At 72.4% G+C, this 15,187-nt stretch carries 12 protein-coding genes; 4 read left to right on the top strand and 8 right to left on the bottom strand.

Going from position 1 to position 15,187, the window contains the following annotated elements:
* Positions 1-21: 21 nt before the first annotated feature.
* The 6 genes from ACTWJ9_RS29910 to ACTWJ9_RS29885 all read right to left on the bottom strand — a co-directional run bounded on the left by ACTWJ9_RS29910 (position 22) and on the right by ACTWJ9_RS29885 (position 7,446).
* Positions 22-1,440 carry an amidase gene (locus ACTWJ9_RS29910; RefSeq protein WP_443294960.1) on the bottom strand — a complete coding sequence of 473 codons (1,419 nt, stop codon included), beginning with the start codon at positions 1,438-1,440 and terminating at the stop codon, positions 22-24.
* An 80-nt stretch (positions 1,441-1,520) separates the two neighbouring features.
* Positions 1,521-3,515 carry a helix-turn-helix domain-containing protein gene (locus ACTWJ9_RS29905; RefSeq protein WP_279337387.1) on the bottom strand — a complete coding sequence of 665 codons (1,995 nt, stop codon included), beginning with the start codon at positions 3,513-3,515 and terminating at the stop codon, positions 1,521-1,523.
* Between the two features lie 265 nt (positions 3,516-3,780).
* The gene (locus ACTWJ9_RS29900) at positions 3,781-4,260 is read right to left on the bottom strand and encodes an NUDIX hydrolase (protein WP_279337386.1); all 480 of its coding nucleotides are present in this window, start codon (positions 4,258-4,260) and stop codon (positions 3,781-3,783) included.
* Positions 4,261-4,328: 68 nt separating this feature from the next.
* Positions 4,329-5,939 carry an apolipoprotein N-acyltransferase gene (lnt, locus tag ACTWJ9_RS29895; protein WP_443294959.1) on the bottom strand — a complete coding sequence of 537 codons (1,611 nt, stop codon included), beginning with the start codon at positions 5,937-5,939 and terminating at the stop codon, positions 4,329-4,331.
* Positions 5,940-6,024: 85 nt separating this feature from the next.
* Positions 6,025-6,570: a phage holin family protein gene (locus ACTWJ9_RS29890; protein ID WP_279337384.1), complete on the bottom strand. Its 546-nt coding sequence runs from the start codon at positions 6,568-6,570 to the stop codon at positions 6,025-6,027.
* 90 nt (positions 6,571-6,660) lie between these two features.
* On the bottom strand, positions 6,661-7,446 hold the full coding sequence (locus ACTWJ9_RS29885) for a glutamate racemase (protein WP_279337383.1): 786 nt from the start codon (positions 7,444-7,446) through the stop codon (positions 6,661-6,663).
* A 39-nt stretch (positions 7,447-7,485) separates the two neighbouring features.
* Here ACTWJ9_RS29885 and ACTWJ9_RS29880 point away from each other — a divergent pair, with 39 nt between their 5' ends.
* Complete coding sequence (locus ACTWJ9_RS29880; RefSeq protein ID WP_443294958.1) at positions 7,486-8,679, top strand: glycosyltransferase; 1,194 nt, start codon at positions 7,486-7,488, stop codon at positions 8,677-8,679.
* Positions 8,680-8,692: 13 nt separating this feature from the next.
* Here the strand turns inward: ACTWJ9_RS29880 and ACTWJ9_RS29875 are convergent, their stop codons facing one another.
* Positions 8,693-9,994 carry a TerD family protein gene (locus ACTWJ9_RS29875; RefSeq protein ID WP_443295932.1) on the bottom strand — a complete coding sequence of 434 codons (1,302 nt, stop codon included), beginning with the start codon at positions 9,992-9,994 and terminating at the stop codon, positions 8,693-8,695.
* Positions 9,995-10,286: 292 nt separating this feature from the next.
* Between ACTWJ9_RS29875 and ACTWJ9_RS29870 the strand changes: the two genes are divergently transcribed.
* The 3 genes from ACTWJ9_RS29870 (at position 10,287) to ACTWJ9_RS29860 (ending at position 13,886) form a co-directional block, all read left to right on the top strand.
* Positions 10,287-10,736, top strand: a complete 450-nt coding sequence (locus ACTWJ9_RS29870) for a DUF6643 family protein (RefSeq protein ID WP_279337380.1) — start codon at positions 10,287-10,289, stop codon at positions 10,734-10,736.
* A 689-nt stretch (positions 10,737-11,425) separates the two neighbouring features.
* Positions 11,426-12,061, top strand: a complete 636-nt coding sequence (locus ACTWJ9_RS29865; protein ID WP_279337378.1) for a lasso peptide biosynthesis B2 protein — start codon at positions 11,426-11,428, stop codon at positions 12,059-12,061.
* A gap of 1 nt (position 12,062) precedes the next feature.
* Positions 12,063-13,886, top strand: a complete 1,824-nt coding sequence (locus ACTWJ9_RS29860; RefSeq protein WP_443294957.1) for an asparagine synthase-related protein — start codon at positions 12,063-12,065, stop codon at positions 13,884-13,886.
* On the opposite strand, the gene ACTWJ9_RS29855 is transcribed toward ACTWJ9_RS29860, so the two are convergent.
* Positions 13,870-15,165: a hypothetical protein gene (locus ACTWJ9_RS29855; RefSeq protein WP_443294956.1), complete on the bottom strand. Its 1,296-nt coding sequence runs from the start codon at positions 15,163-15,165 to the stop codon at positions 13,870-13,872. The genes ACTWJ9_RS29860 and ACTWJ9_RS29855 overlap by 17 nt on opposite strands.
* Positions 15,166-15,187 lie beyond the last annotated feature (22 nt).

Below are 15,187 nucleotides of genomic sequence, written 5' to 3'. Positions count from 1 at the left end.
CGTCGGGCACGACGACCGCGCTCACACGTCCTGGACACGCCGGAAAGGGCGGTCCGCCTCCAGCGCGAACGCGACCTCCAGCAGCGTCCGTTCGCTGCCGGGGCGACCGGAGAGCATGATGCCGACGGGCAGCCCGTCCGCCGTCGCCCCCGGAGCGGGCACCGAGATCGACGGCGTACCGACGACGTTGTCGACCGGCGTGAACGCGACGTACGCCAGAATCCGCTCGATCAGTACCGGGTAGGAGACGACCGGGCTGAGATGACCGATCGGCGGCGTGGTGTGGGCGAGCACGGGGGAAAGGACGAGATCGCACCCGCGGAACGCCGCCGCGTACGCCTCCCGGGTACGTTTCAGCCGCCGCAGCATGCCCGGAGTACGCCGCCAGGATCTGACGTACTCCTCGCGCAGGCCCCTGCTGAGGCCGTCCATCCGGCGCCGGTCGAAGTCCGCTCCGAGGGTCCGGCCCGTGACGCCGAGGAGGAACGACAGCAGCCCCCAGTAGGTGAGGAAGTCCTCGGTGAAGCGGGGGTCGATGGCCAGTTCCACGGGCCCCACGGTGTGGCCCAGCCGTTCGAGTGTCGCCGCGGTCCCGGTGACGGCTTCCCGGGTGACGGTGTCGGAGGGGACGCCGTTCGGCGAGTCCAGCAGGAATCCGATGCGCATCCGCCGTCCCGAGGGACCTTCGACCAGGCCCAGGGGCGGCAGCTCGGGGTTGCGCCAGTACGTCTCGGCGTCGGCGAGGAACGCGGCGGTGTCCCGCACGGAACGGCTCACGATTCCGTCGGAGACTACGTCCAGAGGCAGTCGGCGGCCCTGCGCGTTGGCCACGACCCGGCCGCGGGTGGGCTTGAGGCCGACGAGTCCGCAGCAGGCGGCGGGGATCCGGATCGAGCCGCCGCCGTCGTTGGCGTGGGCGATCGGCACCGCACCGGCGGCGACGAGCGCCGCGCTGCCGCCCGAGGAACCACCCGCCGAGTAGCCCGTGTTCCACGGGTTGCGAACGGGCTCGGCGCCCTCGTACTCGGTGGTCGGGCTGAACCCGAACTCGGGCAGCCGGGTCTTGCCCAGCACCGTGACACCGGTGCTCAGGAACTGCCGGGCGAACGGCGCGTGCCGCCGCGCGGCCGCCGGGGTGAAAGCGGCGCTGCCGTGGCCGGTGGGCAGTCCCCGGTAGTCGGTGTTGTCCTTGACGAACGTCGGCACCCCGGCGAAGGCACCGCCGCCCGCCCCGTCGATGTGCGCCGGGACGTCTGCGTGCGTCTGGACCGCGTTGATTCTCGCCTCGACCGACCGCACCCTCTCCGCCGCGTCCCGGGCGGCTTCGGCGGCGCTCACCTCGCCCCGCCGGATCGCCGCGGCGAGACCGACGGCGTCGTGCTCCCCCAGGGCGTCGTCCCGGAAGGCGTGCACCGTGCCGCGTTCCTCGAAAGTCGTCACCGCTGCCTCAGCTCCCGGCCGTACGGATGGTTGCCCGGCATCATTCCGTACCGGCGGGTAACGCGCGAGAGGGCCGCCCGTCAGCTCCGTCCGGGCCCCGACGGGTCCGCCGGTGCCGAGAACCGGTGCAGGCGCAGGGCCAGTTGGATCTCCAGGGCGCGGGCCGGGCTCTGCCAGTCCTCGCCCAGCAGGCGGCCGACGCGCTCCAGGCGCTGGGCGACCGTGTTCACGTGCACGTGCAGGTCGTCCTTGGTGCGGGCGGGACTCATGCCGCAGGCGAAGTACGCGTCGAGGGTGCGCAGCAGTTCGGTGCCGCGTCGTTCGTCGTACGCGACGACCGGACCGAGGGTGCGGTCGACGAAGCCCGTGATGTCCCGCTCCCCGGCCAGGAGCAGCCCCAGGAAGCCGAAGTCCTCGGCGGCGGCACCGTCACCGGGGCGGCCCAGCACGCGCAGGGCGTCGAGACAGCGCCGGGCCTCCGCGTAGGCCGCCGCCACGGTGTCGGGGCGGGCGGTGAGGTGCTCGACCGGGGCGGACGCGCCGACGGTGACCGGCTCGTGCACGGCCGCTCCCAGGTGCCGTGCGGTACGGCGGGCCAGGTCGGTGGCGGTGTCGCCGGGGTCGAGGGGCAGCAGCAGGACGGTGCCGCCGTCACGCGCGGAGGCGAGACCGTGGCGGGTCGCCGCGAGGTGCGCCGCCGCGGCCCACAGGCGCCGCCGGGCGTCCTCCTCCTCGTCGGCGTCGGCCGCGGCGCCCTCCAGGCGGGCGCTGAGCACGGCATGGGTGGCGTCGAGGTCGGCGTGCAGCCGGGCCGCGCGCTCGCGCAGCAGGCGCGGGTCCCGGTCGCGGGCGTCGAGCAGGTGGTCGAGCAGTTCGCCACGGACGCGCTGCTCCGCCTCGGCGGCGGAGCGGCGGGCGAGCAACAGGAGCGAGGTGACCATGGCGGCGCGTTCCAGAGTGCGCTGGTCGACGGGGTCCAGACCGGGGTGGCCGCGCAGCACGAGGGCGCCGAGGAGTTCGTCGCCCGCGGCCACGGCGGCGATCCAGTCGCGGCCGTGCCGTACCGCGTGTCCTTCCGCGCGGGACGCCTCGAGGGCCTGGGCCGGCGCGGTGGCGGCCTCGGTGAACTCGACGGTGCCGTCCAGCACCCGGGAGACGGCGGCGGCCACGTCATGGACCCCGCCGCCGCGCAGGACGAGTTCGGCGAGCCGGTCGTGGACCTCGGAGGCGCGTTCGATGACCCCGCTGCGGTCCTGGATGATCTCGTGGGCACGCTCCAGGTCGGCGAGGGCCGAGCGGGTCTCGGCGAGCAGGTTCGCGGTGTCGATGGCCGCCGCGGCGAGCGCGGCGAAGGAGCCGACCAGGGCGACCTGTTCCCGCTCGAAGACCCGGGCCCGCCGGTCCGCGGCGAACAGTACGCCGATGACGGTGTGCCCGAGCATGAGGGGCACCCCGAGGATGGCCACCAGTCCCTCGTCCCGCACGCCGGTGTCGATGGAGAGGGTGTGTTCGAAGCGGTCGTCGCGGAAGTAGTCGTCGGTCACATAGGGGCGGGCGGTCTGGGCGACCAGGCCGCCCAGGCCCTCGCCCATGCCGAGGCGCAACTGCTGGAAGCGGGCCGCGACCGAGCCCTCGGTGACTCTCATGTAGGTGTCGCCCCGGGCCGGGTCGTTCAGGCTGAGGTAGGCGACGTCGGTGCCGAGCAGCGAGCGGGCGCGCTGCACGATCGCCTGGAGCACGGCGTCCAGGTCGCGCAGTCCGGCCAGGTCGTGCGCGGTCTCGAAGAGCGCGGACAGCTCGGCCTCCCTGCGCCGCCGCCCCTCCAGGTCGGAGCGGACGCGCAGGGCGAGCCGCCTGGACTGTTCGAGGGCGGCGATCCGTTCGGCGGGCAGTCCCTGCGCGCGGGCCAGGAGCACCGGCTGCTCGTAGGCCTCGGCGGACGCGCCCCGGGCCAGGAGCTCCAGGAACGGCGTCTCGGCGCTGCCGTACGCGCAGCGGTCGTCGGGGCGGGCCCGGCCCGGCACGGTCGAACCGGGGGCCGGGGGCTCGGCGGACTGTACGTGATCGCGGGACATGGCCTCAGGATTCCTCATCCCGCGGCCGCCCCGTGAGGCCTGTGGACAACTCGGCCGGTGGGACCGGACGGCGGCTCGGAGCGCGGTCCGGCCATCGTCCGGCACCAGCGAGGCAACGGTCCCGAAGGACGCCTGCGGAGCGCACGAACACGCCACCACCTCGGCGGTCTCCTCCGGTTCGACGCGCCGTGTGACCGCGCTGTCCTGCGGCATGACCGCGCCCCGGGCAGCGCCCTCCCCGCCCCATAGGGTGACGCCCCGTGGTTCAGCCGGAACCGGTGGGGTCGAACCATGTGGGTGCGTCGCCCATGGCCTGCTTGATCCGGAAGCGTCCGAACTCGTTGAGATCCGGCAACGCGTCCACGGCGAACCAGCCGACGTCCAGCGACTCGTCGTCGTTGACCCGCGCCTCACCGCCGACGGCCCGGCAGCGGAACGTGATGTCCATGTACTGGCAGATGTCGCCGTTGTCGTAGGTCACCGGGCTCAGCGCCTGGACCAGGACGACCCGCTCGACGACGCAGCGCACCGCGGTCTCCTCCTCCACCTCGCGCACGGCGCAGGCCGCGGGCTGCTCCCCGGGGTCGGGGATGCCGCCGATCACCGACCACTTACGGGTGTCGGACCGGCGGTTCAGCAGCACTCTGCCCTCGTCGTCGAAGACGAGGGCGGTGACCCCGGGGAGCCAGAGCAACTGGTGGCCGGCGGAGGCGCGCAGGGTGCTGATGAAGTCAGGAGTAGCCATGGCAGTGACCCTAACGGGCGGGCCGGGCCGCTCCATGGCGCTTCGGGGTGTGTGCGCCGGCCGTACGACTACGCGTCACCGGCGCGCCGCCCGCGCACACCGGCGGCGACGGCCCACCCCAGGCCGCCCGCGGCGACCAGGACGAGAGCGGTCTCCGGCAGGACGCCGAGGCGGGTGGCGGGGGTCTGCGAGGAGCGCAGCGGCACCTCCTGCACCAGGGAGTCGGCGACGAACATGCCGGTCTTCCGGCTGACCGTCCCGTCCGGCATGATGATCGCGCTCACCCCGCTGGTCACCGGGACGGTGACGGTGCGGCTGTGCTCGACGGCGCGGACCCGGGACATGGCGAGCTGCTGGTAGGTCATCTCGCTGCGGCCGAAGGTCGCGTTGTTGCTGGGTACGGAGATCAGCCGGGCGCCGTCCTTGACGGTGTCGCGCACCGCCCAGTCGAAGGCCGCCTCGTAGCAGGTGACGAGGCCGACCCCGGTTCCGGCCATGGTGAACACGCCGGGTTCGGTGCCCCGGCTGAAGTCCTGGCGGACCATCGACGTCCAGTCGTCGTTGATCGCCCCGACCAGGGAGCGCAGCGGGAGGTACTCGCCGAACGGCTGGATCTGCCGCTTGTCGTAGGTGTCGACGGGGCCCTTCACCGGGTCCCAGAGGACCTGCTCGTTGAGCAGCCTGCCGTCCCTGCCCACCACGGCGCCGACCGAGACGGGCGCGCCGATCGCCTTGGCCGCCCGGTCGATCACGGCGTACGCGTCGGCGTTGGCGAAGGGGTCGATGTCGGAGGAGTTCTCCGGCCACAGCACGATGTCGGGCCGCTCCACCCGGCCCGCGTCGACCTCCGCGGCCAGGCGTTCCGTCTCGCGCGCGTGGTGGTCGAGGACGGCCCGCCGCTGCGCGTTGAAGTCGAGCCCCAGCCGCGGCACGTTGCCCTGGACGACCGCGACGGTCGCCGTACCGGTCTCGGCCGTGTCGCTCACCAGCGGCAGGGCGGCCACCGCGGCCCCGGCCGGCACCGCCACGCTCAGCGCGCCGACGGCCGCCGCGACGCGCCGCACGGTCCCGGTACGGCGGGCGTCCACCGTCACCCGCACGATCTCGTACAGGCCGAAGCCGCACAGCACGACCGCGAAGCCGAGCACCGGGGTCCCGCCCAGCGCGGCGAGCGGCAGGAAGACGCCGTCCGCCTGCCCGAACGCGACCTTGCCCCAGGGGAACCCGTGGAACGGCACACGCGCACGCGCCGCCTCACCCGCGATCCACAGCGCGGCGGCCCACACCGGCCACCCGGGCAGCTTCGACACCGCGGCGACACCCGCGCCGACCAGCGCGACGAAGAGCGCCTCGATCACGGCGAGGGCGATCCACGGGCCGGGTCCGACCTCCACACCGGTCCAGACCAGGAGCGGCAGGAGGAAGCCCAGCCCGAAGAGGTAGCCGAGGCCCAGCCCGGCCTTCCAGCCGCGTCCGCGCAGCACCCGGCCGAGGACGGCGAAGGCGGGCAGCGCCAGCCACCACAGGGTGCGCGGCGGGAAGCTGACGTAGAGGAGCAGCCCGGAGAGTGCTGCCGCTGCGGCCGGAACGAGGCGCGCGAGCCACCCGGACCACGCCCTGGGCGCGGTCCGCGGCGGCACCGGGGCCGACTCGCCGACGGAGGTTGCGGTGACGGTCACCCGGAGAGTCTACGGCGCGTGACCTGGGCGCCGACCGCACGAGCGCCCGGCCGCCGGGACCGCGGTGACCGCTCTCCCCCGCAGGTCAGTGGACCGGGTCCGGCCGGTGCGGGTGCAGGCGGTCGCGGATGACGCGTACCGCTGCCTCCGCGTCGTCCACGGTGATCGTGAAGGTGTGCCCGTCCCACAGCCTCAGGACGAGACCCTCACCACGGCGTACGACGACCGCCGTGCCCTTCTCGGGCCGCCAGCGGTAGCCCCAGCCGCCCCAGTGCCGCGGGGTGACGTGCGGTACGAACTCGGCTCCGGCGACGTGCGACAGCGGGATGCGGCGGCGCGGCACACCCATGTGACCGCAGCGCACCTCGAGGTGGTCCTCGTCGACACGCAGCGCGACGTGCACGAAGGCGAGCGTGCCGAACAGCACCAGCAGCCCGGCGGCGATGCACCCGACGACGGCCATGACCAGCGGCGCGACGCCGGTCGTCCATGCCGAGTCGAGGGCCAGCACGATGCCGAGCGTCATGCAGGCGACACCGATGAGTGCCAGGAGCCACTGCATGCGGTTGGTCGCGCGGCCGGTCCAGACATCGGGGTACGGGGGGCGGGCACTGCGGGAGTGGTCCCTCATGCGCTCGAGGCTACTTCGGTTTCGCCGCGCGGGTACGGGGTCGCACGGCGTCACTGCGCCGACCGGGCGTGCACCGGTCCCTCGGCGGTCTCACCCGGCGGGGGCGACCTCCTGCAGCAGCCGGCCTTCCGCGTAGGTGAGGGCCGCCGGCGGAAGCGTGCCCTCGCGGCCGCTCAGCAGCACCGTGAGGGTGCCGGTCGCCGGGGCCTCGGGGGCAGGCCGTTCACCGATACGGCGCATGGCCTGGGCGGCGACCGCTCCGGCGGAGCCGTGCAGGATCAGGGGCGGCCGGCCGGGGCGCCGCACGGCGGCCCGGATGCGTTCGGCGACCAGTTCGTAGTGGGTGCAGCCCAGGACGACGGTCGTCACGTCCTCCGGGGTGAGTGCGGCGGCGGCGGCGACGGCCGCGTCGATCGCGTTCCCGTCCGCGCGCTCCACGGCCTCCGCGAGACCCCAGCAGGGCACCTCGGTGACGGTCACGCCGTCGGCGAAGTCCTGGATCAGGTTCCGCTGGTACGGACTGCCGGTCGTCGCCGGGGTGGCCCAGATCGCGAACGGTCCGCCGCCCGCGGCCGCCGGCTTGATCGCCGGGACGGTGCCGATGACGGGCAGCACCGGTTCGAGCCGGGCGCGCAGGGCGGTGAGGGCGTGCACGCTCGCGGTGTTGCAGCCGACGATCAGGGCGTCGGGCCGCCGTGCGGCAGCCGCCTCGGCGACGGCCAGGGCGCGGGCGGTGAGGTCCTGGGGGGTCCTGGGGCCCCAGGGCATGCCGTCGGGGTCGAGGGAGAGGACGAGATCGGCGTCGGGGCGCAGGCGCCGTACTGTTGCGGTGGCCGCCAGCAGGCCGATTCCGGAGTCCATCAGCGCGATCTTCACCCGGCCACGATAGACGATGAGCCGCTTCCGGCCTTTTCCGTGGGGCAGACTGCGCCTGTGAGCGCCGTAGTGTGGACCGCTGCCGTGTCCCTCGCCGCCTGGCTGTGGCTGCTGCTCTTCCAGGGCTTCTTCTGGCGTACGGATGTCCGGCTGCCGTCCCGGCGGGAACCCGAGGCGTGGCCGTCGGTGTGCGTGGTCGTCCCCGCGCGCGACGAGGCGGCGGTGCTGCCCGCGAGCCTGCCGTCGCTGCTCGCCCAGGACTACCCCGGGCGCGCGGAGGTCTTCCTGGTCGACGACGGAAGTACGGACGGCACCGGGGAACTCGCACGGGAGTTGGCGGGCCGGCCCGGGAGCCTGCCGCTGACCGTGGGCTCGCCCGGTGAGCCGCCGGCCGGCTGGACCGGCAAGCTCTGGGCGGTGCGGCACGGCATCGAGCTGGCCCGCGCGCGGGCGCCCGAGTACCTGCTGCTGACGGACGCCGACATCGCGCACGCGCCCGACAGCCTGCGCCGGCTGGTCGCGGCGGCCCGTACCGGGGGGTTCGACGTCGTCTCGCAGATGGCGCGGCTGCGCGTGGAGAGCGCCTGGGAGCGGCTGGTCGTACCGGCGTTCGTGTACTTCTTCGCGCAGTTGTATCCGTTCCGCCGGATCGGGCGGCAGGGAACGCGGACGGCCGCGGCGGCCGGAGGCTGTGTACTGCTGCGTGCCGAGGCGGCCGAGCGGGCGCGGATCCCCGACGCCATCCGGCAGGCCGTCATCGACGACGTGGCTCTCGCGCGGGCGGTCAAGGCCGGCGGCGGACGGGTCTGGCTGGGGCTGGCGGACCGGGTGGACAGTGTGCGCCCGTATCCGCGGCTGGACGACCTGTGGCGCATGGTGTCGCGCAGCGCGTACGCGCAACTGCGGCACAGCCCGGTGCTGCTGGCCGGGACGATCGTGGGGCTGGCGCTGGTGTACCTGGTGCCCCCGGTGGCCGTCGTCGCGGGGCTGGCGGCCGGGGACCGGGGTGCCGTGGCCGTCGGTGCGGCGGCCTGGCTGGTGATGGCGGGAACGTACCTCCCGATGCTCCGCTACTACCGGCAACCGCTGTGGCTCGCTCCGCTGTTGCCGTTCACCGCGTTCCTGTACCTCCTGATGACGGTCGACTCGGCGGTGCGGCACCACCGCGGACGGGGTGCGGCCTGGAAGGGCCGCACCTACCCGCGCCCGGGCGTGCTGCCCGACGAGGGCTGAGCCGGCCGTCGGGTCACTTGCGGCCCGGGGTCCAGTTCATGCCCCACCCGTAGGCGTGGTCGACGGTGCGCTGGGGGCTCACTCCCCGCTCGGGCACCAGGTAGCGGGCCTCGCGCTGGACGACGAGGTCGCCGCCGGTGTGGGTGATGAGGGCGAGGGCGCACACCGTGGAGGGGACGGTGCACTCGTCGAGCGAGAAGTCGACCGGGGCGCCGTGCTGCGGCTGGAGGGTGACCGTGGCGTGCAGGTCGGCGAAGGAGCGGGCGCCCTCGTAGATGGTGACGAAGACGAGGATCCGCCGGAAGTGCTGCTGGTGGTCGAGGTTGACGGTGAGGTTCTCGCCGGACGTGACGGCACCGGTGCGGTCGTCGCCGTCCAGGTGGATGAACGGGGGCCGCTGCAGGGATCCGAAGGCGTTGCCCAGGGCCTGGACGACTCCCTTGCTGCCGTCGGCGAGTTCGTACAGGGCGCACAGGTCGAGGTCGAGGTCGGAGTGCATGGCGGCCGGGCGGCCCAGCTTGCCCATCCAGCCGGAGAACTGTTTGCGCACCTGCCAGTTGAGGTTCACCCGGAGGGCGCCCGAGGTTCCGCCCTGTTTGGTCAGCGAGACGGCCGGGGCCTCCTTGGTGAGCGTCACCTTGGTGAGCCGGACCGGCGACGGCGGCGCGGCGGGCGCGGGCGCGGGCGGGGCGAGGGGCTGGGCCGCGGGGGCCGGAGGAGGCATGGCGGCCGGGGGCGCCGAAGGCGGGGGCGGGGCCACCGGGGCCGGGCCGGCGGGGGCGGCGTGCTGCGGCTCGTCCACGGTGATGCCGTAGTCGGTGGCCAGGCCCTCGAGTCCGCTGCTGTACCCCTGCCCCACCGCGCGGAACTTCCAGGCTCCCTGGCGGCGGTAGAACTCGCCGAGCACGAAGGCGCTCTCGTCGGTCGCGCCCACGCTGTCGAACCGGGCCGCGACGGTGCCCTGCGCGGCGTCCCTGACCTCGATGTACAGGTCGGGGATCCGGCCGAAGGTGCCGCCGTCGGAGGAGGCCGCGAGGATCACGGTCTCGATTCCGTGCTCCACCCGTGCGAGGTCGACGAGAAGGGTGTCGGTCACCTGCCCGCCGGCGTTCCGCTTGCCCTCGTGCCGGACGGCTCCGGAGGAGTGGGCGGGTTGGTTGTAGAAGACGAAGTCGCTGTCGGAGCGGACCTTGCCGCCGGCCAGCAGCAGCGCGGAGGCGTCCGCGTCGGGGACGCCGGGACCCGAGCGCCACCCCAGTTCCACCCTGAGTGCCGTGGTCGGCACCGGTGTGTTCGATCCCTTCGACATCGACATCGACATGCCCGCCCCTCTCACGTGTCACCGCGCCAGGTCGCACCCGGCGTCCGTCGGATCTCGTCCGCCCAACTTAGTACCCGCGTGCGGGAAGCCTTCACGGGGCGTGCGCGGAGAAGTGACGACCCGCCGGTAACCCGCCCGGAACTCGGCTTTTACCAGAAGGCCACCCGAAATAACAGCCACTTCCTCCAAGTTCGCCCGTTTTAGTGATCCCTGGTCGCTGAGGACACGGAAAACAACCCTCTTATCGGTCTCCCCAACCAGCACATCGTGGGCTTAACTTATGGCCATGACCTCCCCCCGCTCCACTTATGGCGGCGGCTACTACTCCGCCTCCTTCCCGGACACCCCGATCTACGACTCGCTCGTCGCCGAGCGGGGCACCCCGCAGATCGCCCCGATCCGGGTCCCCTCCGCCTACGACGCGCCGGGCACCCATCTCCCGGCGCTTCCCTCGGCGTTGCCCGCCCTCCCGGCGGCCCCCTCCCAGCCCGCCTACGGTTACCCGCAGGCGCAACAGCCGGCCCCGCTCCAGCAGGCGCACGCCCCGTACGTCCCGCAGCAGGCCACCGCGTACATCCCGCAGCAGGCGAGCGCTCCGCGCGGCTACCCCCAGCCGCAGCCGCCGCGTCCGGCCCCTCCCGGCTCGGGCTACGAGGCGATGCGCCCCGCGACCCCGCGGCCGGCGCCCGCTCCGTACCAGGACCCGTACAACAACCAGCAGTACCGCGGCTACTGAGCCGTCCCGGGGCACCGATCCCCGGGTACGGAGCCGTTCCGCGGAACCGACCGGCCCCATGGAGTCGCCGTCGCCGGCCGACACGACGACTCCATGGGGAACGTGCTGCCGCACTCGATTCACGTACGTCCGGTCAGGGCTTTCCGGAGCCTGTCCCTGCGGGAGGTCTCCGCGGAGTCCTGGGGACCGACCGGAGTCCGGCCCTGGATGCCGATCGACGACAGGGGGAGGGTCGTCAGCGACGCGGGCATCCACGCCTCGCCCAGGCCGCCGCCGACCTTCTGGCCGACGGCGGTCTCCGGCGTGTCCGCGCCCGGAGCGGATCCCCTCGCAGGGCCCGCCCATCTTCGGGCCGCCGCTCGAGCAGGCCGGGATGATCACCTCTCACGACAGCTGCGCAGCGGGCGCCTTGCCTTCGCGGCACCGGAGCCGGCAGTCCGGTTGCGGGGCCTCCAGGGCGGAGTAGCCTGAAATTTACCGATACTACCTGATTCTGGAGGTAGGCGATGTTTCTCCGACTGCTGCGGCGTCGTACACCGCATCGGCTCGTCCTTCTCGGCAACGGCCGTCTGATCCGGGGCTTCAGCGGAGCCTTCTACGACGGTCACGGATACCACTCCTGACACCGTCCCCCGTCGGACCGGGTCCGCCGCGGAGACGGTGCCAGGCCGACCCTGGAGGATTGCGCGGTGGCAGAGGACGTGGCAGAGGACACCGATGCACTGGTGGCCATGGAGCGGATCCTGTCACCGTGTTGCCGTGTCACCAGGATGTCCGACGGAGCGCTGATCGCGGACTGGCGGCGGACGCGTTTTCTCGGAATGACGACGGCCGACATCCGGAAGTTCGCTGACGGACTCTCCGAGGAACGCGCCGACATCGTCGCCGGTCTCCTCCACTCCGGGTGTACGACGGCCCGCCGGAGGCAGCCGTCGGACACCGCGATCGGGCTCTGGCTGCGCGGAGTACACCTGCTGATCCGGGCCGTGGGATTCGGACGCGCCCTTCGGCTCCTGTCCTTGGCGGCCCCGGATTACGCCCGTGCGGACCCCGCTGCCGCAAAGGACGTCGAACGGCTGAAACGGGCGGTGCAATCACACGGTCACAGAAGCTGGTTCGTCAACGGCGACTGCAAGGCCGAGGCCATGACGGCTTTCGTCCTGCTGCGGCGGCGCGGCCTGCGGGCCGTACTCCACGTCGGTGTGCGCGAGCACCCGTTCGCCCTGCACGCCTGGACGTCTTCGGCCGGCCTGTGCATCCCCGACGCCGATCCGCGCGGGCACGCGTTCGCTCCGGTCCTCTCGGTCGGCGGCGGAGGGCAGTGACGTGGAAGCACTCCGCCTCGAGTGGGACGGAGGCGTCCCACAGCTCTGGACAGCCGACTCCATGGCGCGGCAGGGGCTCGTGACGACGGTTTCCTCACGGGCCGGGACCGCGGTGGTCGCCGGCTGGATCGGCTCCGTCCGTGGGCGCGTGGCGGGAGCGCGCGGCCTCCTCGACGACTGGAGCCGGCCGCAAGCGGCACCGCCGCCTCTGCCGACCGGCGACTATGCGGCCCTCCTGGTGTGCCGCGACCGCGTCCTGCTGATGCGGGACCAGCAGGCGCGCATCCCCCTGTTCTTCAGGGAATCCGGTGGCCGTGTCACCGCGGTGAGCACCTCGGCGCGCCACCTGGGCGGCGGAGCGGAGCTGGAACGGCGCTACTTCTGCCGATACCTGACCGGGAACATGGCGCAACCCCACTCGGAGCTCACCCCCTTCGCCGGGGTGCACCGCATCCTCGGCGGCGAGGTGGTGGAACTTTCACTCACGGGGCAGATGCGCGGCCGGGTGCCGCGACACGTCCGTCAGGCCCATGACCCGTCGGTGCGGGCAGCGGACGGACCCGGTCTCGGCGGGGCCGCGAAGGACCTGCGTCTCGCATTGGAGAACGCTGTCGGGCGCCGTGTGGGCAGGATGACGGCATGCCATGTTTCCGGCGGCACCGACTCCACCAGCGTCGCGCTGCTCGCGGCACGTCTGCTGGCCGCGGAACAGGGCGACCCCGGGGACCTCGTCCTGCTCGCCGGGCGCTTCGAAAACGGAGAGCTCGCCGCCGAACGGCCTTATGTGGACGAGGCGATGGCGGAGATCCGCCGGTACGCGCCCGCAGCCCGCCCGGTGGTCCTCGATGCCGACGACGTGGCTGACTTCGACGACTTCCAGCACCACGCGGGGGACCCGGACGAGCCTCATGCGCACGCCTTCCGCGCCCCGTTCTGGAGCAGGCTCCATGCCGCTGCGGCGGATCTGGGCTGCGATACCCTCCTGACCGGCTGCGGGGCCGATCCGATCGTGGACGCCAACCCGTTTCACCTGCACAGGCTGGCCCGCACGGGACAGCTCCGGCGGATGACGAGGCAGGCCCGTGACTGGGCCGCGGGCAGCGAGCGGGGCCTGTGGGACATCGTCTCCGCCTACGTGGTGCAGCCGGCTCTTCCGCTGGCCGCCGAACGGGTCACGGCGCTCGTCCGCCGCCGCGGAACGGTGCTCGGCGGCCTCGGCGGCTTCGCCCGCCCCCGATGGCTGCGTTCCGGATTCGCGCGGGCTCACGGCTACCGTGCGGCCGGCATCGCGGAGAGCCGCTTCGTGTTCGGACGCGAGCCCGAGCAGTCCCTCTACGAGGCCGCCAACTACCTCGCCGCTCCCGACCCGCTGTCCTGGCGCCGCGCACGGCAGGACGGGTTCTTCCTCTCCCACCCCTTCCTCGACCCGGAGGTCATCGCCACGATGCGCCGCCTCCCCGCCGAGACCGCGTTCCAGCCGGGCCGTCCGAAGGCGGTACTGCGCGAGGCGATGGCGGATCTGCTTCCGCCCCGGATCGGCGGCCGGGTCGACAAGGTCCCCTTCAACCAGCTCTACGCCCGCGGCCTGCGGACACACGGCGACGAACTCATCGACCTCTGCCGCTCCGCGAGGCATCCGCTGGTCACGGAGATGTTCGACGTCAAAACGCTGTGCCGGGCGGTGAGGGAGGCGCAGTTCGGCATGGGGGACTCCTATTCCTGGGACCGAGTGAACAGTTCCCTCGCCCTCGTGGCGTGGCTGGAGCGACTGGACCGGAGTTCCCGCGCGCGCCGTGCGGCCATGCCGGTCATCCCTGCTTCTTGATGTCCCAGAGCGTCCGTTTGATCGGACCCGTTTCGGCGGTGACCAAGCCGTACCGGTTCACCATCTCGTGCCTTTCCGCTATGGACGGGATGCGGTTCTCCTCATCGCCTCGCGTGATGGACGCCAACAAGAATGCGCCATGCGCGCCGAACTGCCAATAGACAGTGGCATAGCGGGGATCCATCGTGTGCCGGTCGACCGAATTGTTTTCATACACCCGACCCCGGTAGGCGACGGAGTCGAGATTCTTGTCCTTCTTGACCCACTGGGGCACCTTGCCCTCACCCCAGGAATACCCCTTCATCTCGACTTGGTCCAGACCGAGCCGGTCCTTACGCGCCAATTGCGCGGAGGCGTAGAGCGCCAACTGGTCATACGGCGTGTCGATGGGAAGTTGCACCACCGTTTGGGTGACGAACGCGTCATTCGCCTCGATCCAGTTCCCGAAAGGCATCCATGGCTGCGCCGACACCAACTGGCCGGGCTGGTAGACCTCCTTTCGGGAGAGCGGACGTTGCACATAGAACTCACGGAACGTCTTGGCGTCCGCACGCCACTGCTCGCGGGGCCGGTCCGTCCGACTGAGCGTCACCCGTTCACCCATGGCGTGGAATTCGGTGCCGAGCACGTAGAAGCCCACATCGCTGCGGTTCTCGATCTTGATGTCGACCGGTACGACGAACTTCTTACGGTCCTTGCTCAGCACAGGCTTTCCCACGGTGACGTTGACAAGGGGCCTGGCACTGTGCTGGGACGGCTGGTAGAGGTGCTGGTAGCCGAAATTGGCCACCGCAAGAGCCGAGGAGACCACCACTGCCGCGGCCACCCGCTTCGGAGAGGGGATCACGACCGATGTCCGCCACACCGTGAGGGCGGCCCATGCGGAACCTGCCGTGAGCAGGCTTAACAACACCCGGTAGAGCGTGGAGTCGCCGTCCCTGAATGTCTCGAGCAGAAGCATGGTGTTGGTCAACAACGCCGCGACCGTGCCGATCAGCGCGACCATCCCGGAATAGGGGAAGACGTTCCGGCCCCAGTGGTCCACGACTGCGACGGAGCCCAGCAACGAGAGGGCCGCGACCAGAATGAGGATGGCACCGGTGATGCGCCCCGTGTAGGTAAGGGCCTCGCTGAGGTCTTCTATGCCCCACCAGCCCAGCAGCAGCGCCGTCGGAAGGAGGACCAGCAGGATCAACGCCATGGCGGCCGGTGACTTCCTGGTGCCCGGCGCGATCAGCAGCGCCCGCAGGCGCGAGCCGTCGCCGGGGGGAGTCTTCACACGATCACCTCCTGCCGCCGCG

Origin of the sequence: Streptomyces sp. GDS52, assembly GCF_052246875.1 — a bacterium.
Lineage (GTDB): Bacteria > Actinomycetota > Actinomycetes > Streptomycetales > Streptomycetaceae > Streptomyces > Streptomyces cathayae.
The sequence above is the reverse complement of the archived record's forward strand: the minus strand, read 5'-3'. Positions and strand labels throughout refer to the sequence as shown.